General features: G+C 72.5%; 18 protein-coding genes. 13 read left to right on the top strand and 5 right to left on the bottom strand.

Annotated elements, in window-relative coordinates; translation table 11 throughout:
• The first annotated feature begins 151 nt into the window (after positions 1-151).
• The 6 genes from miaA (at position 152) to hflX (ending at position 8383) form a co-directional block, all read left to right on the top strand.
• Entirely contained in the window at positions 152-1090 is a 939-nt protein-coding gene (miaA, locus tag EIZ62_RS07520) for a tRNA (adenosine(37)-N6)-dimethylallyltransferase MiaA (RefSeq protein ID WP_156691939.1), read from the top strand.
• Positions 1091-1197: 107 nt separating this feature from the next.
• Positions 1198-1665: a hypothetical protein gene (locus tag EIZ62_RS07515; RefSeq protein ID WP_156696267.1), complete on the top strand. Its 468-nt coding sequence runs from the start codon at positions 1198-1200 to the stop codon at positions 1663-1665.
• A gap of 60 nt (positions 1666-1725) precedes the next feature.
• The gene (dapF, locus tag EIZ62_RS07510; RefSeq protein WP_167536352.1) at positions 1726-2613 is read left to right on the top strand and encodes a diaminopimelate epimerase; all 888 of its coding nucleotides are present in this window, start codon (positions 1726-1728) and stop codon (positions 2611-2613) included.
• Between the two features lie 184 nt (positions 2614-2797).
• Positions 2798-5032: a RelA/SpoT family protein gene (locus EIZ62_RS07505; protein ID WP_156696265.1), complete on the top strand. Its 2235-nt coding sequence runs from the start codon at positions 2798-2800 to the stop codon at positions 5030-5032.
• Positions 5033-5127: 95 nt separating this feature from the next.
• A complete protein-coding gene (locus EIZ62_RS07500) occupies positions 5128-6648 on the top strand; it encodes a M1 family metallopeptidase (RefSeq protein WP_156691938.1) in 1521 nt (506 codons plus the stop codon).
• Positions 6649-6889: 241 nt separating this feature from the next.
• Positions 6890-8383, top strand: coding sequence for a GTPase HflX (gene hflX / locus EIZ62_RS07495; RefSeq protein ID WP_156691937.1), 1494 nt, complete (start codon positions 6890-6892; stop codon positions 8381-8383).
• Between the two features lie 129 nt (positions 8384-8512).
• Here hflX and EIZ62_RS07490 read toward each other — a convergent pair whose 3' ends face one another.
• Both EIZ62_RS07490 and EIZ62_RS07485 read right to left on the bottom strand, forming a co-directional pair.
• A complete protein-coding gene (locus EIZ62_RS07490; protein WP_156691936.1) occupies positions 8513-9697 on the bottom strand; it encodes a trypsin-like serine peptidase in 1185 nt (394 codons plus the stop codon).
• Between the two features lie 275 nt (positions 9698-9972).
• The gene (locus EIZ62_RS07485; RefSeq protein WP_208827810.1) at positions 9973-11148 is read right to left on the bottom strand and encodes a trypsin-like serine peptidase; all 1176 of its coding nucleotides are present in this window, start codon (positions 11146-11148) and stop codon (positions 9973-9975) included.
• A gap of 318 nt (positions 11149-11466) precedes the next feature.
• Between EIZ62_RS07485 and EIZ62_RS07480 the strand changes: the two genes are divergently transcribed.
• From EIZ62_RS07480 to EIZ62_RS07460, 5 genes are all read left to right on the top strand, one after another.
• Positions 11467-12879, top strand: a complete 1413-nt coding sequence (locus tag EIZ62_RS07480; RefSeq protein ID WP_156691935.1) for a diaminobutyrate--2-oxoglutarate transaminase family protein — start codon at positions 11467-11469, stop codon at positions 12877-12879.
• 31 nt (positions 12880-12910) lie between these two features.
• On the top strand, positions 12911-14842 hold the full coding sequence (locus tag EIZ62_RS07475; protein ID WP_156691934.1) for an IucA/IucC family protein: 1932 nt from the start codon (positions 12911-12913) through the stop codon (positions 14840-14842).
• 40 nt (positions 14843-14882) lie between these two features.
• Positions 14883-15653 (top strand): GNAT family N-acetyltransferase, encoded by a 771-nt coding sequence (locus EIZ62_RS07470; RefSeq protein WP_156691933.1) that lies wholly within the window; start codon positions 14883-14885, stop codon positions 15651-15653.
• A 59-nt stretch (positions 15654-15712) separates the two neighbouring features.
• Positions 15713-17596 carry an IucA/IucC family protein gene (locus EIZ62_RS07465; protein ID WP_156691932.1) on the top strand — a complete coding sequence of 628 codons (1884 nt, stop codon included), beginning with the start codon at positions 15713-15715 and terminating at the stop codon, positions 17594-17596.
• 106 nt (positions 17597-17702) lie between these two features.
• Entirely contained in the window at positions 17703-19682 is a 1980-nt protein-coding gene (locus EIZ62_RS07460) for an ATP-dependent DNA helicase (protein WP_156691931.1), read from the top strand.
• Between the two features lie 78 nt (positions 19683-19760).
• On the opposite strand, the gene lexA is transcribed toward EIZ62_RS07460, so the two are convergent.
• Positions 19761-20546, bottom strand: a complete 786-nt coding sequence (gene lexA / locus EIZ62_RS07455; protein ID WP_156691930.1) for a transcriptional repressor LexA — start codon at positions 20544-20546, stop codon at positions 19761-19763.
• Between the two features lie 571 nt (positions 20547-21117).
• Between lexA and nrdR the strand changes: the two genes are divergently transcribed.
• Together nrdR and EIZ62_RS07445 are read left to right on the top strand one after the other, a co-directional pair.
• Positions 21118-21630, top strand: a complete 513-nt coding sequence (gene nrdR, locus EIZ62_RS07450) for a transcriptional regulator NrdR (RefSeq protein ID WP_156691929.1) — start codon at positions 21118-21120, stop codon at positions 21628-21630.
• A 222-nt stretch (positions 21631-21852) separates the two neighbouring features.
• Positions 21853-24753, top strand: coding sequence for a vitamin B12-dependent ribonucleotide reductase (locus EIZ62_RS07445; protein ID WP_156691928.1), 2901 nt, complete (start codon positions 21853-21855; stop codon positions 24751-24753).
• A gap of 100 nt (positions 24754-24853) precedes the next feature.
• On the opposite strand, the gene EIZ62_RS07440 is transcribed toward EIZ62_RS07445, so the two are convergent.
• Both EIZ62_RS07440 and EIZ62_RS07435 read right to left on the bottom strand, forming a co-directional pair.
• Positions 24854-25384, bottom strand: a complete 531-nt coding sequence (locus tag EIZ62_RS07440) for a TerD family protein (protein WP_156691927.1) — start codon at positions 25382-25384, stop codon at positions 24854-24856.
• A gap of 75 nt (positions 25385-25459) precedes the next feature.
• Positions 25460-26419, bottom strand: a complete 960-nt coding sequence (locus EIZ62_RS07435; RefSeq protein ID WP_156691926.1) for a DUF1152 domain-containing protein — start codon at positions 26417-26419, stop codon at positions 25460-25462.
• Between the last annotated feature and the right edge of the window lie 77 nt (positions 26420-26496).

Raw genomic sequence — 26496 nt, 5'->3', positions numbered from 1 at the left:
ATTCCGCGCCGTCCGGAGCGTCCCATTGCGTCGCCCGGTGGAGCCGGTCCGTAAACCGGCGGTCGGAACCTCGCAACAGGCAACGACCCCGATGTCGTGCCGTCACGTCACTCGTTCGGGGGCGGGTGCTCAGGTTTGCGAGACTGGGACGGTGAGAAGCGCAACTCCCGCCCCGCGGGTCATCGCCGTCGTCGGCCCCACGGCGGCCGGAAAGTCCGATCTGGGCGTCCACCTCGCCCAGCAGCTGGGCGGCGAGGTCGTCAACGCCGACTCCATGCAGTTGTACCGGGGGATGGACATCGGCACCGCCAAACTGACGCCCGGGGAGCGCGGGGGAGTCCCGCACCACCTCCTCGACATCTGGGACGTCACCGAGGCCGCCAGCGTCGCCGAGTACCAGCGCCTGGCCCGCGCGGAGATCGACCGGCTGCTCGCCGCCGGCCGCACCCCCGTCCTCGTCGGCGGCTCCGGGCTGTACGTACGCGGCGCGATCGACGCCCTGGAGTTCCCCGGTACCGACCCGGCCGTCCGCGCCCGCCTGGAGGCCGAGCTCGACGAGCGCGGCTCCGGCGTCCTGCACGCCCGGCTCGCCGCCGCCGACCCCGAGGCCGCCCGCGCCATCCTGCCCAGCAACGGCCGCCGGATCGTCCGGGCCCTGGAGGTCATCGAGATCACCGGCAGGCCCTTCACCGCCAACCTCCCCGGTCACGACTCGGTGTACGACACCGTCCAGATCGGCGTCGACGTCGAACGCCCCGAACTCGACGAACGGATCACCACGCGCGTGGACCGGATGTGGGAGGCCGGGCTCGTCGACGAGGTGCGGTCCCTGGAGTCCCGGGGGCTGCGCGAGGGCCGTACCGCCGCCCGCGCGCTGGGCTACCAGCAGGTGCTCGCCGCGCTCGCGGGGGAGTGCACCGAGGAGGAGGCGCGCGCCGAGACCGTGCGCGCCACCAAGCGCTTCGCGCGCCGCCAGGACTCCTGGTTCCGCCGCGACCCGCGCGTCCACTGGCTGAGCGGCGCCGCCGCCCACCGCGCGGAACTTCCCGATCTGGCGCTGACGTTGGTCGAACGAGCGGTTACAGCCTGATCACGTGATGGCATCGGGACGCCCTGCCCGTCATCGCGGCGGTCGGGGGCGTGCCATCATCGAGCATCGATCGACCAGTGGAATCCGAGTGGGGAGGGCGCGTGGCGATGGAGGCCGGCCCTCGCGACAGAGAAGACCAGGAAGCACCGGACAACACGCAGGTGGCCAGTGACGCACCGGGCCTGAGCCCGGACGGTCCCGACCTCAACGAGGACGGGACCCCGGAGATCGCCCCCGACGAGGTCGAGGTCGAGCTGCGCCCGCAGCGCAAGCTGCGCATCTGGCAGCTCGCCCCCATCGTCGGCCTCGCCGTGATCGGCTCACTGATGTTCGGCTTCCCGCTCGCCTTCGGCTCGGGCGACGGCGGCGCGGTCCTCGCGATGCTCGGCCTGCTGCTCTGCGGCTGCGCCGCCGGCTGGGGCATGATGGCCGCCCGCCGCGTCGGCTACACCTGGCCCGGTCTGCCCGCCCGCGGCTCCGGCGAGCGCCCCGACTGGCGCGTCATCGCCCTGTACGTGGTCGGCGTCGCCGTCCCGGTCGTCCTCGCCGTCTGGCGCGTCGCCCGCCTGCGCTGAACCCCGGTGCGGCCCGGACCGACCGGCCGGTTGTCACCGCCCGCCCGTACGATTGACCGCGTGACCACCGAATCCAGGAACAGCGCGCCCATCGCCTTCCTCAAGGGGCACGGCACCGAGAACGACTTCGTGATCGTGCCCGACCCGGAGAACGCCGTCGGCCTGCCCGCCGCCGTCGTGGCCCGCCTGTGCGACCGCAGGGCCGGCATCGGCGGCGACGGCGTGCTGCACGTGGTCCGGTCCGCCGCCCACCCCGAGGCGCGGCACATGGCCGACGACGCCGAGTGGTTCATGGACTACCGCAACGCCGACGGCTCGGTCGCCGAGATGTGCGGCAACGGGGTCCGCGTCTTCGCCCGGTACCTCCAGCACGCCGGACACGTCACCGCCGGCGACCTGGCCGTCGCCACCCGGGGCGGCGTCAAGCGCGTCCACCTCGCCAAGAACGGCGACGTCACCGTGTCCATGGGCCGCGCCCGGCTCCCCGAGGACGGCGTCACCGTCACCGTCGGCGCCCGCAGCTGGCCCGCGCGGAACGTGAACATGGGCAACCCGCACGCGGTGGCCTTCGTCGAGGACCTCGGCCACGCCGGGGACCTGTACGCCGAGCCGCCGTACACCCCCGCCGCGGTCTACCCGGACGGGGTCAACATCGAGTTCGCCGCCGACCGAGGCCCCCGGCACCTGGCCATGCGCGTCCACGAGCGCGGCGCCGCCGAGACCCGCTCGTGCGGCACCGGCGCGTGCGCGGTGGCCGTCGCGGCGGCCCGGCGGGACGGCACCGACCCCGCCGAGACGGGGACCCCGGTCACGTACACCGTGGACGTCCTCGGCGGCAGGCTGGTGATCACCGAGCGCCCCGACGGCGAGATCGAGATGACCGGGCCCGCGGTCATCGTCGCCGAGGGCCACGTCGACCCGGCCTGGTTCGCCACCACGCTCGTCTGAACGTCCGACACGGCCGCCGCGCAACCTTCGCTCGAATGGGTGATCCGTTTCACGCTGAGCGAGAGCGGGTCGGCGCTACGTGGTGGGCTCGGTAGCATCAAGCACCGGCCCGGCGGGCACGCCTTGCCCGCCCCACCGCCGGTCGACGCCGTCGGAGGTGCCCATGAGCGCAGAGGCCACCAACCTGAGTGCAGAGGCCACGAACCCCGCGCCCAGCCGTCGGCGCGGCCGCCCGAGGATCGACCTCCGGAGGCTCGGCCGCGCCGCACTGCTCGGCCCCGGCACCCGGGACCGGCTGCCCGACGCCATCAGCCACGTCGCCGAGGCCCACCGCGCCCACCACCCCGACGCCGACCTGGCCGTCCTGCACCGCGCGTACGTCCTCGCCGAGCTCTCGCACCGGGGCCAGTTCCGCAAGAGCGGCGAGCCGTACATCACCCACCCGCTCGCCGTCACCCTGATCCTCGCCGAACTCGGCGCCGAGACGACCACGTTGACCGCCTCCCTCCTCCACGACACCGTCGAGGACACGGACGTGACCCTCGATCAGGTCCGCGAGGAGTTCGGCGAGGAGGTCTGCTACCTCGTCGACGGCGTCACCAAACTGGAGAAGGTCGACTACGGCGCCGCCGCCGAGCCCGAGACCTTCCGCAAGATGCTCGTCGCCACCGGCAACGACGTCCGCGTCATGTCCATCAAGCTCGCCGACCGGCTGCACAACATGCGCACGCTCGGCGTGATGCGCCCCGAGAAACAGGCCCGCATCGCCAAGGTCACCCGCGACGTCCTCATCCCGCTCGCCGAACGGCTCGGCGTACAGGCCCTCAAGACGGAGCTGGAGGACCTGGTCTTCGCCATCCTCCACCCCGCCGAGTACGAGAACACCCGCGCCCTCATCGCCGGCAACGTCACCGCCGGGGACGCGCTCGCCGTCATCGCCGACGACGTCAGGGCGGTGCTCAGGGACGCCCGCATCCCGGCCGAAGTGCTGGTCCGGCCACGCCACTTCGTCTCCGTCCACCGCGTCCGGCTCAAGCGCGGCGACCTGCGCGGCACCGACTTCGGACGGCTGCTCGTCCTCGTCCAGGACGACGCCGACTGCTACGGCGTGCTCGGCGAACTGCACACCTGCTTCACCCCGGTGATCTCCGAGTTCAAGGACTTCATCGCCGCGCCCAAGTTCAACCTCTACCAGTCCCTCCACACCGCCGTCGCCGCGCCCGACGGAGCCGTCGCCGAAGTCCTCATCCGCACGCACCAGATGCACAAGGTCGCCGAAGCCGGCGTCGTCGCCCTCGGCAACCCCTACGCCGCGCCGGCCGACACCGTCGACTGCCCGGGCGACGACGGCGAGCGCATCGACCCCACCCGGCCCGGCTGGCTCTCCCGGCTGCTCGCATGGCAGCAGGCCACCCCCGACCCGGACACCTTCTGGACCTCGCTCCGCGCCGACCTCGCCCAGGACGGCGAGATCACCGTCTTCCGCCCGGACGGCGGCACCCTCGCCCTGCCGGCCGGCGCGACGTGCGTGGACGCCGCGTACGCCCAGTACGGCGAGGCGGCCCACACCTGCGTCGGGGCCCGCGTCAACGGCCGCCTCGCGGCGCTCGGGACCGTCCTGAACGACGGGGACACGGTGCAGCCGCTGCTCGCCCGGGGCGAGCCGGGCACGGACGAGCACCGGACGACGACCTCCGGACCGGAGACCTCCGCCGGACCGGACACCCCCGCACGCCCCGGGCCCGCGCACCCGGACCCGGTCCCTCAGGGCGCCGTCCAGCCCGACCCCGCGTCGGGCCCCTCGCCCGACTGGCTGGAGCACGCCCGCACCCCCGCCGCGCGGATCGCCATCACCGGCTGGCTCGCCGCGCACCCCGAGGGCGTGCGCGTCCCGGCGGCCGCGCCCCGCCGACGGACCACCACCATGAGCGCCGACCTCCCGGCCATCCGGCACCCCGCCGCCGACGCCGTGGTGGCCGACCTCCCCGACGCGCCCGTGCGACTCGCCCGCTGCTGCACCCCCGTGCCGCCCGACGCGGTCACCGGCTTCCCGGTACGCGGGGGGAACGTCACCGTCCACCGGGTCGGGTGCCCCGCCGTACGGAGCATGGAGGCGGCCGGGCGGGTTCCGGTCGGCGTGCGGTGGGGGGAGGCGGCCGAGTGCCGGGTCACCCTGGTCGCGGAATCGTTCGGGCGGCCGCGTCTGCTCGCCGACCTGACGGAGGCGATCGCCACGGCAGGCGCCGCGATCGTCTCGGCCACCGTCGAACCGCCCAGCGAGCAGCGCGTACGGCACACCTACACGCTCCAGCTCACCGACGCCGCGGAGCTCCCCGCGCTGATGCGCGCCATGCGCGACGTACCGGGCGTCTACGACGTCACCCGCGCCCAGCACCCCGCCGTCGCCCCCGGCTGCTGACCGCCCCCGCAGCCGTGCGGCCGCCCGAGTCCGTTCGGGTGCGCGGGGCGCGCGCCGTCGCGTTCCGGGCGCGGGGCGCTGGTAGCGGTTGCTCCATGTCCCTCACATCGCGTGCACCCCGCACCGCTCGCACCGCGCGCACCGCGCGACGCCTCCGGGTGGCCCTGGTGGCGGCTGCCTCGGCCGGCCTGATCGGGGCGGCCCTGCCGTCACCCGAGCCGCTCGGCATCGGAGACCCGCTCTTCCCGCAGCTCGGCAACCCCGGGTACGACGTCCTCGCCTACGACATCGCCCTCACCTATAGGGGTGACAACACCAAGCCGCTGGACGCCGTCACCACGATCGACGCGCGGGCCTCCGACCGGCTCGACCGCGTCAACCTGGACTTTACGCACGGCACCGTCCGCGCGGTCGAGGTCGACGGCCGGCCCGCCGCGTTCGCGCTGAGCGGCGAGGACCTGGTCGTCGAGCCGTCCCGGCAGGTCGGGCCCGGCGAACGGCTCCGGATCACCGTCACCCACACCAGCGACCCCTCCGGCCCCAGGAACACCGGCGGCTGGGTCCGTACCGCCGACGGCCTGGCGATGGCCAACCAGGCCGACGCCGCGCACCGGGTCTTCCCCGGCAACGACCACCCCGCCGACAAGGCGTACTTCACCTTCCGCGTCACCGCGCCCAAGGACCTGACGGTGGTCGCCAACGGGAGGAACGTCGCCCGGTCGCTCAGCGGGGACATCCGCACCTGGACGTACCGCGGCGCCCGCCCCATGGCCACCGAGCTGGCCCAGGTGTCCATCGGGCGCTCCACCGTGCTGCACCGGACCGGTCCGCACGGGCTGCCCGTGCGCGACGTCGTACCGGCCGCCGACGCCGCCCGCATGGAACCCTGGCTCAAGCGGACCCCCGCCCACCTGGAGTGGATGGAGCGCAAGGTCGGCCGCTACCCCTTCGAGACGTACGGCGTCCTCGTCGCCGACGCCGACACCGGGTTCGAGCTGGAGACCCAGACGCTCTCCCTCTTCGAGCGCTCCCTGTTCACCCGCGGCGGGCTCCCCAAGTGGTTCGTCGAATCGATCATGGTGCACGAGCTGGCCCACCACTGGTTCGGCAACAGCGTCTCGCCGCGCCGGTGGGCCGACCTGTGGCTCAACGAGGGACACGCCACCTGGTACGAGGCGCTGTACGCGGAGGAGACGGCCAAGCAGCCCCTGGAGCGGCGCATGCGCCAGGCGTACGCCGACTCCGACCGCTGGCGCGCGGCGGGCGGGCCGCCGGCCGCGCCGAGGCCCCCCGCCGCCGGCCAGAAGATCAGCCTGTTCCGGCCCGTCGTCTACGACGGCAGCGCCCTGGTCCTCTACGCCCTGCGGCAGGAGATCGGCAAGGACGCCTTCGAGCGGCTCGAACGGCGCTGGGTCTCGCAGTACGCGCACGGGACGGCGAGCACCGCGGACTTCGTGCGGCTCGCCTCGGAGGAGGCCGGCCGCGACCTGACCCCCTTCCTGGAGGGCTGGCTGTACGGCGAGCGCACCCCGAAGATGCCCGGCCACGCGGACTGGCGCAGCACCGCGCCGGTCAAGGGGTCCACGAAGGCCCCGGCGCCCGCCGCCAAGCGCTGACGGGGCGCGGGGGACCCCGGCCGCCGGGCCGAAAACCCGGTGACGGGCCCGGCCGCACCGTGCGACCATCGACGGGTCGGCGGCGCTGCCGGGCCCCTCGCATGCCGGGGGACCGCCCCGGGAATGATCCTGGGGAGTGACGCGTTGTAGCCGACGAGCCGCCCGGCCCGCCGTGGGCCGCCCCGATCCGGGAGTGGACACGACGTACCGGGCAACCACGACTCCGAGACGTAAGGATCCAATGACCTCCTCTTCATCCCCTTCCCAGGACGCGCAGAGCTTCGCGGACAAGAACCGCACCGAGAGCCTTCGGGCCGATGCCCTGATGGAAGAGGACGTCGCCTGGAGCTTCGAGGTCGACGGAGAGCGGGACGGCGACCAGTTCGACCGCTCCGAGCGCGCCGCCCTGCGGCGCGTCGCGGGCCTCTCCACCGAGCTCGAGGACGTCACCGAGGTCGAGTACCGGCAGCTGCGCCTGGAGCGCGTGGTGCTGGTCGGCGTGTGGACCTCGGGCACGGTGCAGGACGCCGAGAACAGCCTCGCGGAGCTGGCCGCGCTCGCCGAGACGGCGGGTGCGCTGGTGCTCGACGGCGTGATCCAGCGCCGCGACAAGCCGGACCCGGCCACGTACATCGGCTCGGGCAAGGCGAACGAGCTGCGGGACATCGTGCTCGAGACCGGGGCCGACACCGTCGTCTGCGACGGTGAGCTGAGCCCCGGCCAGCTGATCCACCTCGAGGACGTCGTCAAGGTCAAGGTGGTCGACCGGACCGCCCTGATCCTCGACATCTTCGCCCAGCACGCCAAGTCCCGTGAGGGCAAGGCGCAGGTCGCGCTCGCGCAGATGCAGTACATGCTGCCGCGGCTGCGAGGCTGGGGCCAGTCGCTCTCCCGGCAGATGGGTGGCGGCGGCGGTGGCGGCATGGCCACCCGTGGTCCCGGTGAGACCAAGATCGAGACGGACCGGCGGCGGATCCGCGAGAAGATGGCGAAGATGCGCCGTGAGATCGCGGAGATGAAGACCAGCCGTGACCTCAAGCGGCAGGAGCGCCGTCGCAACAAGGTCCCGTCGGTCGCGATCGCCGGGTACACCAACGCCGGCAAGTCGTCCCTCCTCAACCGGCTGACGGGCGCGGGCGTGCTCGTGGAGAACGCCCTGTTCGCCACCCTCGACCCGACCGTGCGCCGGGCCGAGACGCCCAGCGGCCGCCTCTACACCCTGGCGGACACCGTCGGCTTCGTCCGGCACCTGCCGCACCACCTCGTCGAGGCGTTCCGCTCCACCATGGAGGAGGTCGGTGACTCCGACCTCATCGTGCACGTGGTGGACGGCTCGCACCCGGCGCCGGAGGAGCAGCTGGCCGCCGTGCGCGAGGTCATCCGCGACGTGGGCGCGGTGGACGTGCCCGAGATCGTGGTGATCAACAAGGCGGACGCCGCCGACCCGCTCGTACTGCAGCGGCTGCTGCGCATCGAGCGGCACTCGATCGCGGTGTCCGCGCGGACCGGCGCCGGGATCGATGAGCTGCTGGCCCTGATCGACGCCGAGCTGCCGCGGCCGAAGGTGGAGATCGAGGCGCTCCTGCCGTACACCCAGGGCGCGCTGGTCTCGCGGGCGCACGCGGAGGGCGAGGTGCTCTCCGAGGAGCACACCCCCGAGGGCACCCTCATCAAGGCGCGGGTCCACGAGGAGTTCGCCGCGCTGCTGGCGCCGTACGTGCCCGCCGCCCACTGACGGGCACGGCCCGCTCGGCCGGCTGAACGCTCGGCGCGCACCCGTGAACGGCGCTTGGCCCGCCCCCTCCTCGCGAGGGGGCGGGCCAAGCGCCGTTGGTCGCCGACGCTCATGCGCCCGGCGGCGGGGCTACCTGCCCGCGAACTTGTCGCTCATCATGGTGTAGATCTGCTCCGCGCCCCGGTCCAGGCGGGGGCCGGCCAGCCAGCCCGCCGTCACCGGGCCGATGGACGTGTTGGACACCAGCGCCAGCTTCTTGCCCGGCTTCTCGATGAACCAGCCGCCGCCGGAGGAGCCACCGGTCATGGTGCAGCCGATCCGCCACATCGTCGGCGTACCGGGCGACAGGGTGAGGCGCCCCGGACGGTCCACGCACTTGTGCATCAGCGCACCGTCGTAGGGCGGGGCGGCCGGGTAGCCCCAGGCACCCATCGCCGGGATGCTGGCCGCCTCCGGGGCGTCGAAGTCGACGTCGAGCGCGACGCCCACCGTCTCCTCCAGGGACTTGGTGCCGTTCTCCGGCTTCACGTGCATCACGGCGTAGTCGTACGGCGCGCCCTCACCGCCGGTCGGGCCGCCCTGGTCGATCCACTCGCCGGAGGTCGCGACCCAGTCCGCCCAGTAGACGCCGTACGGGGCGACCTCCCGCGGCGCGGCCTTCTCCAGGGTGGCGGGGGACTTGCCCAGGTCGTTGTACGCGGGCACGAAGGCGATGTTGCGGAACCAGCCGCCCGACCGCCCCGCGTGCACACAGTGGCCCGCCGTCCACACGAGGTTGGACTTGCCGGGGTTCTTCGGGTCCTTGACGACGGTCGCGGAGCAGACCATCGAGCCTTCCGGGGAGTCGAAGAAGACCTTGCCGACCGGGGCGGCGTTCTCGTGGTACGGCTTGCGCTCCGCCTCCGCCCGCACCGGCCGCGGTTCGGGGTCGGTGGCGCCCTGGTCGCCCGTGGCGGCACCGGTGGCCATCGTCTTCTGCGGGGACGTGGCGGACTGCATCCGCTCGGGCTTCCAGAGCCCTTCGATCACCGGGTTGACGAAGTCCTTGGCCTCACGCAGCCAGGTGTCCTTGTCCCAGTTCTTCCACTCGCCGTTCTTCCACTTCTCCGGGTCGACGCCGTGCTCCTTGAGCTTGTCGGCGATGTCCTTCGGAAGCGTGGCGCCGTCACCCTGTCCGCCGCCCTGGCCGTCGGCGGGGCTCGCCGGCGCGGGCGTGCCGGTCGCCTTGTCCTCGGTGGGACCACAGGCGGTGGCCGTCAGCGTGAGAGCCGCCACCAGGCCGGTGACGGCCAGGAGCGGACGTATGGATCGCATGGTTACGATTCCCCCTGAAACGCTTGTGCTGTGCGAAATGCCATGAACCTGTCACGCAAAGGGGCGGCCCTCCGGGACCGCCCGCGTGATGCGCCCCCACTCTATGCCGCCGCCGTCCGGGGCAACCGCCCCCGACGGCGACCTGCACGGAGTCTCCAGACCTGCACGGAGTCTCCACCGGAGGGGCGGCAGGGGCGGTTGCGGCGGGCGGTGTGCCCGCCCCAACCGCCCACCCCCGCCCTCCGCGTACCGCCGCCGCGTACCGCCTCCGCCGTCTACCGGCCCGCGAACTTCTCGCTGACCTCTTCGTAGATGCCCTTCGCCTCGTCGCCCAGGCGCGGACCGGCCAGCCAGCCCGCCGTCACCGGGCCGATGGAGGTGTTGGACACCAGCGCGGGCTTGCCGTCCTTGCCCTGCGCGACCCAGCCGCCACCGGAGGAACCGCCCGTCATGGTGCAGCCGATGCGGTACATCGTCGGCTGGTCCGCCCGGAGGGACAGCCGGCCCGGCTTGTCCGCGCACTGGAACATCTGCTGGCCGTCGAACGGCGGCGCCGCCGGGTACCCGGTCGCCTCCATCTCGGCGATCCCCGAAGCCGCCGGGGCGGCGAACTCGACCGGCAGGGCCGAACCCACCGTCTCCTCCAGCGACTTGCCGTTGCCGCCCTTCTCCGGGGTCACGTGGATGACCGCGAAGTCGTACGGAGCGCCCTGGCCACCGGTGGCGGCACCCTGGGAGATCCACTGCTCGGAGGTCTGCGCCCAGTCGCCCCACCACACGCCGTAGGGGGCCATCTCCTCGCGGGTCGCCCGCTCCAGCTCCGCGCCCTTCTTGCCGCTGTCGTTGTACGCGGGGACGAACGCGATGTTGCGGTACCAGCCGCCGTTCTTACCGGCGTGCACGCAGTGGCCCGCCGTCCACACCAGGTTGGACTTGCCCGGGTTCGCGGGGTCCTTCACCACGGTCGCCGAGCAGACCATCGAGCCCTCGGGTCCGTCGAAGAGGACCTTGCCCGCCTCCGGCACCGCGGAGTGGAACGGCGCCTTCACGGCCTGGGCCTCGACCGGCTCGGGCGTCGGGTCCGTCACACCCTCGTCACCGTCGATGTCCCCTTCCTCGACCGGCCGTTCGGGCTGCTCGGCGTCCCGCATCCGGTCCGGGTCCCACAGGTCCTCGATGATCGGGTTGACGTAGTCCTTGGCCTCACGCAGCCACGTGTCCTTGTCCCAGTTCTTCCACTCGCCGTTCCTCCACTTGTCCAGATCGATCCCGCGCTCCTTGAGCCGGTCCTTCAGATCGTCCGGAATCGTGATCTTGCCGTCCTGCGTCGGGCTGGCGGCAGCGGTCGGCGCCCCGCCCGCGTTGTCGTCGCCGGGGCCGCAGGCCGTGGCGGTCAGCGCCAGCGCCGCGGCGACGGAGGCTGCGGCGAGCAGCGGACGAATGGGTCGCATGTCGTGATCCCCCTGGGAACTTCGTGACCGGGCACGTCTGTACCCGGCCGTACTGGGCCGTTCGGGCCGGACTTCAGCGCTCCGCACTCCGGAACGTCCCGGGTGCGGCCGGCCACCACTATGCCGGTGCCGTTGGGGACGGCGTCCGGCAGGGCCGCGGTTCCGGGGCGTTAAGGATCTTCGCGGCGCCCGTGATCCGGAAGAGATGTCGTCGTTGGTACGTACGGGGGACACAGGGCCGGGGCTCATCGCGGCCGTGTGGCGGTACGAGCAGCGCACCGATGAGTCACACAACCGTTACCGGGAGGACCCGAAGCCGTGGCCGTGACCGAACCAGCCCCGGTGGCGCCGACGTCCGCGCACGAAGGAATCCTGCGGCGCCAGTCGCTGCGCGAATCGGCCGCCCGCACCTACGCGCGCTCCCTGCCCATCGTCCCGGTACGGGCACGCGGGCTGACCATCGAAGGGGCCGACGGGCGGCGGTACCTGGACTGCCTGTCCGGCGCGGGCACGCTGGCCCTCGGGCACAACCACCCGGTGGTGCTGGAGTCCATCAAGAAGGTCATCGACTCCGGTGCCCCGCTGCACGTCCTGGACCTGGCCACCCCGGTCAAGGACGCCTTCACCACCGAGCTGTTCGGCACGCTGCCCCGGCAGCTCGCCGAGGACGGCCGGATCCAGTTCTGCGGCCCGGCCGGCACGGACGCGGTCGAGGCGGCGCTCAAACTGGTGCGCAACGCGACCGGGCGCGCCGGTCTGCTCGCCTTCACCGGCGCGTACCACGGCATGACGGCCGGCGCGCTGGACGTCTCCGGCGGCGCCACCGACGTACGGGTCACGCGCCTGCCCTACCCGTACGGCTACCGCTGCCCCTTCGGCGTCGGCGGGGAGCGCGGCGCCGACATCGCCGCCCACTGGACCGAGAGCCTCCTGGACGACCCCAAGTCCGGCGTCCCCACCCCGGCCGGGATGATCGTCGAACCCGTCCAGGGCGAGGGCGGCGTCATCCCCGCGCCCGACAGCTGGATGCGCCGGATGCGCCGGATCACCGCCGGCCGCTCCATCCCGCTCATCGCCGACGAGGTGCAGACCGGAGTCGGCCGCACCGGCGCCTTCTGGGCGGTGGAGCACAGCGGTGTCGTCCCCGACGTGATGGTCATGTCCAAGGCCATCGGCGGCTCCCTCCCGCTGGCCGTCATCGTCTACCGGTCGGGCCTCGACGTCTGGCAGCCCGGCGCCCACGCCGGCACCTTCCGCGGCAACCAGCTCGCGATGGCGGCCGGCGCGGCCACCCTCGCGTTCGTACGCGAGAACCGGCTGGCCGAGCGGGCGGCGACGCTCGGCGCGCGCATGCTGGGCCAGCTCCACGGCCTGGCCGCCGCCCACGCCTGCATCGGGGACGTCCGCGGCCGGGGCCTGATGATCGGCGTCGAGCTGGTCGTCCCGGACGCCGCCGCCGACGTACCCCCGCCGGCTCCGGCCCTCGCCGCGGCCGTCCAGCGCGAGTGCCTCGAACGCGGCCTCATCGTCGAGCTCGGCGGCCGACACAACGCGGTCGTACGCCTCCTCCCTCCGCTGACGATCACCGACGAACAGGCCGTGGCCGTCCTCGACCGCTTCGCCGACGCCCTGGACGCCGCCGAACGCGCCTCCTCCCGCACCGCCTCCCCGCACGCGGCCTCGTCCCCCACGACCTCCTCCGCCGCGACCGCCTTCGGACCGTCCCGCTGAACCCGGACCTCCTCACCAGAAAGACCCCGCCGTGAACCCCACTCCCGTGCCCGAAGCCCCCGGAGCCGACGGCCCGCCCATCGTCCCCGGCAGCGTCCCCGGCAGTCCCCGTCCGGTCGAGTCCACGACCGTGCCGCGCCAGCACGCGGGAGGGTACGAAGACCTGCCCGCCGCCCAGCCCGGCCCCGCGCACGCCGAGCACCCCGACCCGCTCGACGACCCGGACGCGCACCGCGCCGCCGACGCGGCGACCGTCGAGAACCTCCTCCGCTGCTGGGCACGGGAGACCGGCCTCCCCCAGCCGCCCGGCAGGACCCTGCGCGTCCCCCTCCACGCCAGCGGCGCCGCCCTTCTCGTCCCGGTCCACTACTGGTCGCCCACCGGCTGGCACCGCTTCGGCAGGCCCACCCTCGAAGGCGCGCCGCCCACCGCCCCGCCCGTGGACGCGGTGACCGTCGCCGCCCTCATCGGCCGCGAGTCGGCGACGCCGGGCGGCGACCACGGGGCAGCCCCCGCCGCGGACCGGGGAGAGGGCGCCGACCTGGTCGGGAGGGTCGCCGACTCCACCCGCCGCACGGCCGGGTTCATCGCCCACCGGCGCGCGCACCCGGGCCCCGCCCACGACGCCGACCTCTTCCTCACCGCCGAACAGTCCCTGCTGCTCGGCCACCCCCTCCACCCGACGCCGAAGAGCCGCGAGGGCCTCTCCGACGCCGAAGCCGCCCGCTACGCGCCCGAGTCGTGCGGCTCCTTCCCGCTGCACTGGATGGCCGTCGACCGCTCCGTCCTGGCGACCGACTCCGCCTGGACCGAACAGGGCCGCCCCCGCAGCGCCGGGCACCTCACCGCCCGCCTCGCCGGCGGCGACCTCGCCCTCCCCGGCGACACCGTGGCCCTGCCCCTGCACCCCTGGCAGGCCCGCGACCTGCAGCACCGCCCCGCCGTCGCCGCGCTGCTCTCCGCCGGCCTGCTCCACGACCTGGGCCCCCACGGCGAACCCTGGCACCCCACCTCCTCCGTCCGGACCGTCCACCGGCCCGGCGCCCCCGCCATGCTGAAGCTGTCCCTCGGCGTACGGATCACCAACTCCCGCCGTGAGAACCTGCGCAAGGAGCTCCACCGCGGCGTCGAGGTCCACCGGCTGCTGCGCACCGGCCTCGCCGAGGAGTGGCAGGCCGCCAACCCCGGCTTCGACATCGTCCGCGACCCGGCGTGGCTCGCCGTGGACACCCAGGACGGCGAACCGGTCCCCGGACTCGACGTGATGCTCCGCCACAACCCCTTCGGCCCCGGGGACGACGCCGTCTGCGTCGCGGGCCTCACCGCCCCGCGCCCCTGGCCCGGGAACCTCCGCATGCGGTCGCGCCTGGCCGTCATCGTGTCCCGGCTCGCCGCCCGCACGGGCCGCCCCACCGGAGCCGTCGCCGCCGAGTGGTTCCTGCGCTACCTCGACCAGGTTGTCCGCCCGGTCCTCCGGCTCGACGGCACCGCGGGCGTGGCCCTGGAGGCCCACCAGCAGAACACCCTGGTCCTCCTCGACCCCGACGGCTGGCCCTGCGGAGGCCGCTACCGCGACAACCAGGGCTACTACTTCCGCGAGTCCCAGCGCGCCGCCCTGGAACGCCGGCTGCCCGGCATCGGCACGCGCAGCGACACCTTCGTCCCCGACGACGTGACCGACGAACGGTTCGCGTACTACCTCGGCATCAACAACGTGTTCGGCCTCATCGGGGCCTTCGGCGCCCAGCGCCTGGCCGACGAACGGCTCCTCCTCGCCGCGTTCCGGCAGTTCCTCACCACCGCCACCCGTCTCGGCTCGCCCCTCCCGGCCCGCCTCCTGGAGAGCCCGACCCTGCGCTGCAAGGCCAACCTCCTGACCCGGCTGCACGGCCTCGACGAGCTCGTCGGCCCCGTCGACACCCAGTCCGTGTACGTCACGATCGCCAACCCCCTGCGCAGCTGACGTCCCCCGCCCCGCCCGAACCGCCGAGAGGACAGCGCCCGTGCCTCCCACCGACGCGAGCTCCGACACCGGACCCCGTGCCCCCACCCCGGCCGGGCCGGGCACGGAGGACACCCTGGAACTCCGGCTGCCCGACGAGCTGATCGCGCTGTTCCGCCCGGACGAACCGGTCACCGGGCCCGAGCCAACGGCCGACGGTGCCGACGGGACCGGCGGGGCCGGTGCTGCCGACGGGGTCGACGACCTGCTCGACACCGTCGCCGGCTGGGCCCCCGCCGCCACCTCCCTCGGCTCCTTCCGACTCGTCCCCGTACGCCTCGAACGCGACCTCGCGCTGATCAGCCGGTGGATGAACGACCCGGCGGTCGCCGCGTTCTGGGAACTCGCCGGGCCCCCGTCCGTCACCGACGCCCATGTGCGGGCCCAACTCGACGGCGACGGCCGCAGCGTGCCCTGCCTGGGCGTGCTCGACGGCACACCGATGAGCTACTTCGAGATCTACCGCGCCGACCTCGACCCGCTCGCCCGCCACTACCCGGCCCGTCCGCATGACACGGGCGTCCACCTGCTCATCGGCGGAATCGGCGACCGCGGCCGGGGCGTCGGCACCACCCTGCTCACAGCGGTCGCCGACCTCATCCTCGACCACCGCCCGCGCTGCGCACGTGTCGTCGCCGAACCCGACATCCGCAACGCGCCCTCCGTCTCGGCGTTCCTGAGCGCCGGCTTCCGCTTCTCCGCCGAACTCGACCTCCCCGACAAGCGAGCTGCCCTGATGATCCGCGACCGCGCCCTGCGACACCTGCTGTGAACCATCCGCTGCTCCACATAACCGCTCGACCCGCATCGGTTCCACCCGGAGGAGTGCCCGTGCCGAAACCCCCTGCCACCCCCGACTCCGCCGAGCCGCCCGCCGCCCCGTCCACCGCCCCGCCCGAGCTCAACCCACGGGCCTGGGCACGCGCCTCCCGCGACCTGCTCGCGAAGATGCTCGGCGAGTTCGCGTACGAAGAGGTCATCGCACCGGCCCCGCTGCCCTCCGCCCCGGACGCGCCCTCCGCCCCGGACGCCCCCTCCGGTCCGGACGCCCCCTCCGGTCCGGCCGGGGGAGACGGCTCCCGGCAGGCGCGGTACGCGCTGGAGGTCGACGACGGGTCCGTGCTCACCTTCGCCGCACGCCGGACCGCGTACGGCAGCTGGCGGGTCGACCCCGGATCGATCACCCGCGACGGGCAGCCCTTCACCGACCCGCTCGACTTCCTCGTACGAGCCCGCCGGACCCTCCAGCTGGACGGCGCCACGCTCGGCCACCTCCTCCGCGAGCTGACCATCACGCTCGCCGCCGACGCCCGGCTCGACCACACCGCGCTCCCGGCCGGCCGGCTTGCCGACCTCGGGTACGCGGAACTCGAGGGCCACCAGACCGGGCACCCGTGGATCGTCTTCAACAAGGGCCGCATCGGGTTCTCCGCCTCCGACGCCGCCCGGTGGGCACCCGAAGCGCGCCGCCCCGCCCCGCTGCCCTGGATCGCGGTCAGCACGGCGCTCGCCGCCTACCGCGGCGTCCCCGCGCTCCACGCCCCCGCCGACCTGTACGGCCGCGAACTCGGCCCCGCCGCGCACGACGCGTTCGACGCCGTGCTCCGGGCCCGCGGCCTCGACCCCTCCGCGTACCTCTACCTGCCCGTGCACCCCTGGCAGTGGGACGAGGTGCTGCTGCAGCTCTACGCCCCCGCCATCGCCGAGGGCGCGATCGTCCCGCTCCCGTCCGACGGCGATCTCCGGCTGCCACAGCAGTCCATCCGTACGTTCCTCAACATCAGCAGGCCCGACCGGTTCAGCGTCAAGCTGCCGCTGTCCGTCCTCAACACCCTGGTCTGGCGCGGGCTCCCCACCGAACGCACCCTCGCCGCGCCCGCCGTCACCTCCTGGGTCCACGCGGTGCGCGACGCGGATCCGTTCCTGCGCGACGCGTGCGGGGTGATCCTGCTCGGCGAGGTCGCGTCCGTCACGGTCGAGCACCCGCTGTACGACCACCTCCCCGAGGCGCCGTACCAGTACAAGGAACTTCTTGGCGCGATCTGGCGCGAACCGCTGCGCCTCCCGCCCGGCGAACGGGCCCGCACGCTCGCCGCCCTCCTCCACACGGACGCCGAGGGCCGCTCCTTCACCGCCGAACTGGTGGCCCGGTCGGGGCTGACCGCCGACGCGTGGCTGCGGCACCTGTTCGGCGCCCTGCTGCCGCCCCTGCTGCACTTCCTCTACCGCTACGGCACCGTCTTCTCCCCGCACGGCGAGAACACCATCGTCGTCTTCGACGACCATGACGTCCCCGTCCGGCTGGCGATCAAGGACTTCGTGGACGACATCAACGTCAGCGCCCACCCGGTGCCGGAACACGACACGATGCCGGACGACGTCCGGGAGGTGCTGCTCACCGAGGAACCCGGGTTCCTCACCCAGTTCATCCACTCCGGGCTGTTCGTCGGCGTCTTCCGCTACCTGGCGCCGCTCTGCGAGGAACAACTGGGAGTACCGGAGCAGGACTTCTGGTCACTCGTACGGGCAGAGATCCTCCGCCACCAGGCCCGCTTTCCGGACCTCAAGGACCGCTACGAGCTGTTCGACCTCCTCACGCCGCGCATCGAGCGCCTCTGCCTCAACCGCAACCGGCTGCACCTGGACGGCTACCGCGACCGGGCCCAGCGCCCCCACGCCGCCGTCCACGGCACCGTCCCCAACCCGCTCGCGTGATGCGCCATGATCCGGTCGTCGTGATCCGGTGGTCGGTTGTCCGGTCGTCAGTGATCCGGTCGTCCGTGATCCGGCTGTCAGTGGCGGGCCGTAGGGTGGACGGGCTATGACGAAGCCATCCCTCCCCGAGCTCCTCCACGCCGCCGTGTCCGCCGTCGGCGGCGTGGAACGGCCAGGCCAGGTCACCATGGCCGAGGCCGTCGCGCAGGCCATCGACGACGGTTCGCACCTGCTGGTCCAGGCCGGCACCGGCACCGGAAAGTCGCTGGGCTACCTGGTGCCCGCGCTGGCGCACGGGGACCGGGTCGTGGTCGCCACCGCGACGCTGGCCCTCCAGCGCCAGCTCGTCGAGCGCGACCTGCCGCGGACGGTGGACGCGCTGCATCCGCAGCTGCGCCGCCGCCCGGAGTTCGCCATGCTCAAGGGCCGGTCGAACTACCTCTGCCTGCACCGCCTCCACGAGGGTGTTCCGCAGGAGGAGGAGGACGGCCTCTTCGACCCGTTCGAGACCGCGGCGCCCACCAGCAAGCTGGGCCAGGATTTGCTGCGCCTGCGCGACTGGTCGGACGACACCGAGACCGGGGACCGGGACGACCTGACGCCCGGTGTGTCCGACCGGGCCTGGTCGCAGGTGTCCGTCACGTCGCGGGAGTGCCTGGGCGCGTCGAAGTGCGCCTACGGGGCGGAGTGCTTCGCCGAGGCCGCGCGGGAGCGCGCCAAGCTCGCCGACGTGGTCGTCACCAACCACGCCCTGCTCGCGATCGACGCGATCGAGGGCGCCCCGGTGCTCCCGCAGCACGAGGTCCTGATCGTCGACGAGGCGCACGAGCTGGTGTCCCGGGTCACCGGGGTCGCCACCGGTGAGCTCACGCCCGGCCAGGTCAACCGCGCGGTGCGCCGGGCGGCCAAGCTGGTCGACGAGAAGGTCGCCGACCAGCTCCAGACGGCCGCCGAGGGGTTCGAGCGGCTGATGGAGCTGGCTCTGCCCGGGCGCCTGGAGGAGGTCCCCGAGGACCTCGGATACGCGCTGATGGCGCTGCGGGACGCGGCCCGTACGGTGGTCTCGGCCCTCGGTACGACCCGCGACAAGTCCGTCCAGGACGAGGACGCGGTCCGCAAGCAGGCCAGGGCCTCGGTGGAGACCGTGCACGACGTCGCCGAGCGCATCACCCAGGGCTCCGAGTACGACGTCGTCTGGTACGAACGGCACGACCGGTTCGGGGCCTCCCTAAGGGTGGCGCCGCTGTCCGTCTCCGGCCTGCTGCGCGAGAAGCTCTTCTCCGAGCGGTCGGTCGTCCTCACCTCCGCCACGCTGAAGCTCGGCGGCGACTTCAACGGTGTCGGCGCCTCCCTGGGCCTGCCGCCCGAGGGTACCGTCGGCACGGAGGACGAGGACGTGCCGGTGTGGAAGGGCATCGACGTCGGCTCGCCGTTCGACTACCCGAAGCAGGGGATCCTCTACGTCGCCAGGCACCTCGCCACTCCGGGCAGGGAGGGCAGCCGCGGCGACATGATGGACGAGCTCGCCGAGCTGGTCGAAGCGGCCGGTGGCCGCACGCTCGGCCTCTTCTCGTCGATGCGGGCGGCCCAGGCCGCCGCCGAGGAGCTCCGTGGCCGGCTCGACAGGCCCGTGCTGCTCCAAGGCGAGGACACTCTCGGTGAGCTGATCAAGAACTTCGCGGCGGACCCGGAGACCTGTCTCTTCGGCACGCTGTCGCTGTGGCAGGGCGTGGACGTCCCGGGGCCGAACTGTCAGCTGGTGGTGATGGACCGCATCCCGTTCCCCCGGCCCGACGACCCGCTGATGAGCGCCCGCCAGAAGGCGGTGGAGGAGGCGGGCGGCAACGGCTTCATGGCGGTCGCGGCGACGCATGCGGCGCTGCTGATGGCGCAGGGCGCCGGCCGTCTGGTCCGTGCCACGGGCGACCGCGGAGTGGTCGCCGTCCTGGACCCCCGCCTGGCCACCGCGCGGTACGGCAGCTACCTGCGGGCCTCACTGCCCGACTTCTGGTACACCACGGACCGCAACCAGGTGCGCCGCTCACTGGCCGCGATCGACGCCGCCGCGAAGGCCGCGGAGGCGTAACCGTAAGGGTCGGGGACACAGGTAGGGCCCCGGGACCGGCGCAGTGGGTCCCGGGGCCCGGTCGGGGCCGGCGCGCTGTCACACGCGCCGCAGTACCGCCACCACCTTGCCGAGGATCGTGGCCTCGTCGCCGGGGATCGGCTGGTACGCCGCGTTGTGCGGGAGCAGCCACACGTGGCCGTCCTCCCGCTTGAAGCGCTTGACGGTGGCCTCGCCGTCCAGCATCGCGGCCACGATGTCGCCGTTCTCCGCGACCGGCTGGCGGCGCACGGTCACCCAGTCGCCGTCACAGATCGCGGCCTCGATCATCGAGTCACCGACGACCTTGAGGACGAACAGCTCGCCGTCACCGACCAGCTGGCGGGGGAGGGGGAACACGTCCTCGACCGACTCCTCGGCGAGGATCGGGCCACCGGCCGCGATGCGGCCGACCAGCGGAACGTACGACGCGGCGGGCTTGCCCGTGGTGTCGGTCGGCTGGGTGCTGGGCTGGTCGGACCCGCGGACCTCGTAGGCCCTGGGGCGGTGCGGGTCCCGGCGCAGGAAGCCCTTGCGCTCCAGGGCCATCAGCTGGTGCGCGACCGACGAGGTGCTGGACAGGCCCACGGCCTGGCCGATCTCCCGCATCGACGGCGGGTAACCGCGCCGCTGCACCGAGTCCCGGATGACCTCGATGACCCGCCGCTGCCGGTCCGTGAGCCCCGAGCTGTCCGCCCGGATGCCTGGAGGTCGTCCGGGCAGCGAGCGCGTGGGCTTGGCGCCCTCCGCGGTCGTGGTCGCTTCATTCATGGCATGCACCGGCTCGAGTCGGCTCTGGGAGCGGTCCTGGGCAGTGATGGTGGCACTGTCTGCGGTGGTGGTCACGTCGGCGGCCCCTCTCGAATGGTCTCCCTAGCTGGACAACGGTAGTTGCTTTCGAAAGGTTGCGCCAAACACACGTTCGAGTGAAAAATCAGAGATTGGCTTACATGTGCGTGTGACTACGTGTATGTGCGATCACTCACCGATACCCGTCGACACCCGCGGACACTTCCGGGCCGCCTCGGCCGAGCCGGGCCGCCCCGGTCCCGCCCGCACACCGTAACGTTCCGGCGTCGCGCCCCGGCAGGGGCCCCGGGGCGGGCGGGGTGCGGTCGTCGTGCGGCCGTTCCCGTGGGCCGCCAGTGTGTCACCGCCGCCCCCGGAAGCCGTGGCGCCGCGCGTCTCCCGTAGGCTCTGGGGCGATCCCCGATCCCGCCGCGCGCGACACGCGCTGGGTGCAGCGTGCTCGACTGAACCCCAGATCTAGTGGTGGGATTGGCCCGGCCGCCCACAAGTTGTGGTCCCCGGTCTGGTGGGGGCGTGGCCATCGCCTATGCTTGTGGCTGCTTCGAGGGGCCCGGAGATCCGGGCCTTGACGAGGCTATTCAGTCGTGCTGTGAAGGAGGGTTGGGAGATGCACTGCCCCTTCTGCAGGCACCCCGACAGCCGTGTCGTCGACAGTCGCACCACCGACGACGGGACGGCGATCCGCCGCCGCCGCCAGTGCCCCGACTGCTCCCGCCGTTTCACCACGGTGGAGACCGCGTCACTCATGGTGATCAAGCGCAGCGGGGTCACCGAGCCCTTCAGTCGCACCAAGGTCATCTCCGGGGTGCGCAAGGCGTGCCAGGGGCGGCCGGTCACCGAGGACGCCCTCGCCAAGCTCGGCCAGCGGGTCGAGGAGGCGGTGCGCGCCACCGGCAGCGCGGAGCTGACCACTCATGACGTCGGACTGGCCATACTCGGTCCGCTGCAGGAGCTCGACCTCGTCGCGTACCTGCGCTTCGCGTCCGTGTACCGGGCGTTCGACTCACTCGAAGACTTCGAGGCGGCCATCGCGGAGCTCCGCGAGCGGCGGCCCCCGGCGGAAGGCGGCGAGAACGGCGTGACCCCAGGGGTCCCCGTTCCCGCGAGCGCCGCCGACTGACCGTCCGGCCCGGCGAGGGGCCGGCGATCAGCCGCCGAGCGGCACGTGACGTGCCGGCGGACACGGCGTGCCGGCCGGCGGCAGGTGTGGGCCGGCAGGACGTATCGGCGGACAAGACGTGTCACGGGTGCTGTGCGTGGTGCCCGGGACGACAGAACAGAAACCGTGCCTTGGGAAGATCTGGGCACTTGAGGGTGTTTTTGCCCGTATATGGGAGGCGGCATGACAGAGACGGCGAGCGGCCCGGCACGAGGGTCCCGTACCAAGGGGTCCAAGGTGAGCAAGGGTCTGCGTATCGAGCGCATCCACACCACCCCCGGCGTGCATCCGTACGACGAGGTCGTGTGGGAGCGTCGTGACGTCGTCATGACCAACTGGCGCGACGGCTCGGTCAATTTCGAGCAGCGTGGCGTCGAGTTCCCCGACTTCTGGTCGGTGAACGCGGTCAACATCGTCACCAGCAAGTACTTCCGCGGGGCCGTCGGCACCCCGCAGCGCGAGACCGGTCTCAAGCAGCTGATCGACCGGATCGTGAAGACGTACCGCAAGGCCGGTGAGGACTACAACTACTTCGCCTCGCCCGCCGACGCGGAGATCTTCGAGCACGAACTGGCCTACGCCCTCCTGCACCAGATCTTCAGCTTCAACTCCCCGGTGTGGTTCAACGTCGGCACGCCGCAGCCCCAGCAGGTCTCCGCCTGCTTCATCCTGTCCGTCGACGACTCCATGGAGTCGATCCTCGACTGGTACAAGGAAGAGGGCATGATCTTCAAGGGCGGCTCCGGCGCCGGCCTGAACCTCTCCCGCATCCGTTCCTCCAAGGAACTGCTGTCCTCCGGCGGCAACGCCTCCGGCCCGGTCTCCTTCATGCGCGGCGCCGACGCCTCCGCCGGCACGATCAAGTCCGGTGGCGCCACCCGCCGTGCCGCCAAGATGGTCATCCTCGACGTCGACCACCCCGACATCGAGGACTTCATCGAGACCAAGGTCAAGGAGGAGGAGAAGATCCGCGCCCTGCGCGACGCGGGCTTCGACATGGACCTGGGCGGCGACGACATCACGTCCGTCCAGTACCAGAACGCCAACAACTCCGTCCGCGTGAACGACGAGTTCATGAAGGCCGTGGAGTCCGGCGGGAAGTTCGGCCTGCGCGCCCGTATGACCGGCGAGGTCATCGAGCAGGTCGAGGCCAAGGCGCTGTTCCGCAAGATGGCCGAGGCCGCCTGGGCCTGCGCCGACCCCGGCATCCAGTACGACGACACGATCAACCACTGGCACACCTGCCCGGAGTCCGGCCGCATCAACGGCTCGAACCCGTGCAGCGAGTACATGCACCTGGACAACACCTCGTGCAACCTCGCCTCCCTGAACCTGATGAAGTTCCTGAAGGACGACGGCTTGGGCAACCAGTCGTTCGACTCGGTGCGCTTCGCCAAGGTCGTCGAGCTGGTCATCACCGCGATGGACATCTCCATCTGCTTCGCCGACTTCCCGACCCAGAAGATCGGCGAGAACACCCGCGCCTTCCGCCAGCTCGGCATCGGCTACGCCAACCTCGGCGCCCTGCTGATGGCCACCGGCCACGCGTACGACTCCGACGGCGGCCGCGCGCTCGCCGGCGCGATCACGTCGCTGATGACCGGCACGTCCTACAAGCGCTCCGCCGAGCTGGCCGCGGTCGTCGGCCCCTACGACGGCTACGCCCGCAACGCCGAGCCGCACAAGCGCGTCATGAAGCAGCACGCCGACGCCAACGCCAAGGCCGTCCGCATGGACGACCTGGACACCCCGATCTGGGCCGCCGCCACGGAGGCCTGGCAGGACGTGGTCCGCCTCGGTGAGAAGAACGGGTTCCGCAACGCCCAGGCGTCCGTCATCGCCCCGACCGGCACCATCGGCCTGGCGATGTCCTGCGACACCACCGGCCTGGAGCCCGACCTCGCGCTGGTCAAGTTCAAGAAGCTGGTCGGCGGCGGCTCGATGCAGATCGTCAACGGCACCGTGCCGCAGGCGCTGCGCCGCCTCGGTTACCAGGAGGAGCAGATCGAGGCGATCGTCGCCCACATCGCCGAGCATGGCAATGTGATCGACGCGCCCGGCCTGAAGACCGAGCACTACGAGGTCTTCGACTGCGCCATGGGCGAGCGTTCCATCTCCGCGATGGGTCACGTCCGCATGATGGCCGCCATCCAGCCCTGGATCTCCGGCGCCCTCTCCAAGACGGTCAACCTCCCCGAGACGGCCACCGTCGAGGACGTCGAGGAGGTCTACTTCGAGGCGTGGAAGATGGGCGTCAAGGCGCTCGCGATCTACCGCGACAACTGCAAGGTCGGCCAGCCCCTCTCCGCGAAGAAGAAGGAGCAGGAGAAGGCCGAGGTCACCGAGAAGGCCGAGGAGACCATCCGCGCGGCGGTCGAAAAGGTCGTCGAGTACCGTCCCGTGCGCAAGCGCCTCCCCAAGGGCCGGCCCGGCATCACCACCTCCTTCACGGTGGGCGGCGCCGAGGGCTACATGACCGCCAACTCCTACCCGGACGACGGTCTCGGCGAGGTCTTCCTCAAGATGTCGAAGCAGGGCTCCACGCTCGCGGGCATGATGGACGCCTTCTCCATCGCCGTCTCGGTCGGCCTGCAGTACGGCGTGCCGCTGGAGACGTACGTCTCGAAGTTCACCAACATGCGCTTCGAGCCGGCCGGTATGACGGACGACCCGGACGTGCGGATGGCGCAGTCGATCGTCGACTACATCTTCCGCCGCCTGGCGCTCGACTTCCTGCCCTTCGAGACCCGCTCCGCGCTCGGCATCCACTCCGCCGAGGAGCGCCAGCGCCACCTGGAGACCGGCTCGTACGAGCAGTCCGTCGACGACGTCGAGGTGGACGTCGAGAGCCTCGCCCAGTCCGCCCCGCGCCAGCAGGAGGCCCCGAAGGCCGTCGCCTCCGCCGCCCCGGCGAAGGCGGAGGCGCCCGCCCCGCAGCAGGCGCACACCTCGGCGGAGCTCGTCGAGATGCAGCTGGGCATCAGCGCCGACGCCCCGCTGTGCTTCTCCTGCGGTACGAAGATGCAGCGCGCCGGTTCTTGCTACATCTGCGAGGGCTGCGGCTCGACCAGCGGCTGCAGCTGAGTTGACCGCTTGAGGTAAGGGGCGTTGGCCATGGGCCGGCGCCCCTTACCCGTCCCGGCGGACGCCGAGGTCGCCTTCCGGCGGACGTCGCGGCCAAAGCTCAGGCCGGTTCGGCGCCCATGAGCGCGGTGAACGCCTGCGGGTCGGCGTCGAAGCCCCGGACCGCGCGGCGCCAGCCCCAGCCCCCCGTACCGTCGCGGAGGAACTCCACGACCGTCACGGCGGTGGCGTCGCCGAGGTCGGCGAAGTCGTAGCGGTCCAGCTCCTGGTAGCCCTCCTTCACGAGGACCAGGGCGTTGTCGATGTCGCCGAACGTCGTACGGCCGCCGCCCTGCTGTATGGCCACGCCCACCAGCACGCGCCCGTAGGCCGGTGACAGGCGGTTCAGCTCCAGCGTCATGGCCTCGTCGAAACCGAAGCCCTGCCCGGTGCTGCTCTCCCGCTGGAGGGTGATGGTCCCGTCCGGGGAGCGGCTGCCGAAGTGCACCAGGTAGGCGGGCGCGCCATGCGGCTCCTCGACCCGGTAGACGGCGGCGATGATGTCGAGGTCACGGTCCGGGGCCCCGGCGGCGCTCGGGTCCCACTTGAGCGTCACCTCGACCTTGCCGACCCCCTTGTTGGCACTGCTCAACGGCTTCCCCTCTCTCGTACCGGATGGGCCAACTGCCCGTCGCACACGGCTGTTTGCCCATGGTGTCACGCGCGCTCAGTGCGGGATCCGGCGTGCGGGACGCTGCCGGGGCAGCTCGTCCCGGAAGGCCTCGATCCGGCTGCTCACCTGGCGGATCAGATGCGTGTCCTCGATGCGGTCCAGGTACAGGCAGCGCCGGGCCACGCCGTCCAGCTCGAAGGCGAAGTACATCGCCATCAGGGGGTTGATGAACAGTTCACTGCCACGGGTACGGGACGTGAACCGTACGTCCCCGAAAGAGCCCTGTACGGCGGCCGCTATGGAGCCGTTCACGATGCTCGGGAAGTCGGGCGTACGGCTCTGCGCGTGGGCCACCGCGTCCAGGTAGAGAGCACCCTCCCGGGTCGTGCGCGGGACGGAGAAGGCACCCAGATAGGCGCCGTCCCGCTCCAGGGCGGCGATGTTCTCCAGGACCAGGCCGTGGCTGACGCCGTGGTACGCGTCCACGCCGAAGCCGATCGAGGCGATGAGGCGTTCGGGCACCTCCAGGCCGGCCACCGCGGCGACGCTGGCCAGGTCCTCCTCCGGGGTGCCGAGCCCGGACTCGTCGCCCCGCATGAGGATGTCCGTCCCGCCGTCGACGAGGACGACCGCGTCGATGGCGTAGTGCTCGACGAGGGCCCGGTACGCCGCGCGCAGCGGCCGCACCCCGACGCGGGTGAAGGCGTGGACGGTGCTGGGGTACCCGTGCAGGGCGAGCCACTCGGCGAGGGTCCGCTCCGGGAAGTACGCCTGGTGCGGCGCCGACCGGGGCGTGACGACCGCGACGTCGGGCGCGAGCCAGTCGTCGAGCGGCAGTCCCTCGACGGCGCTGAAGGCCAGGTTGGCGAGGTGGACCTCCTTGCCCTGGTGGCGGAGGGACAGCGCCAGCGGAAGCCCGGCGTAGATGTCGAAGCCGCCGCCGGCACCGGCCACCAGGATGCGCTCGGCGGACTCCAGGCGGGCGAAGAGCGGGTTCATGTGCAGCGCGGTCATCCGCACATTGTGCGGGGGCGCGTGCGGGCCGTGGCCGGACGTGTGTGCCGGTGCCCGTTGCCGGTGGGGGTGCGGTG

It is taken from the genome of Streptomyces ficellus, from assembly GCF_009739905.1.
Lineage (GTDB): Bacteria > Actinomycetota > Actinomycetes > Streptomycetales > Streptomycetaceae > Streptomyces > Streptomyces ficellus_A.
The sequence above is the reverse complement of the archived record's forward strand: the minus strand, read 5'-3'. Positions and strand labels throughout refer to the sequence as shown.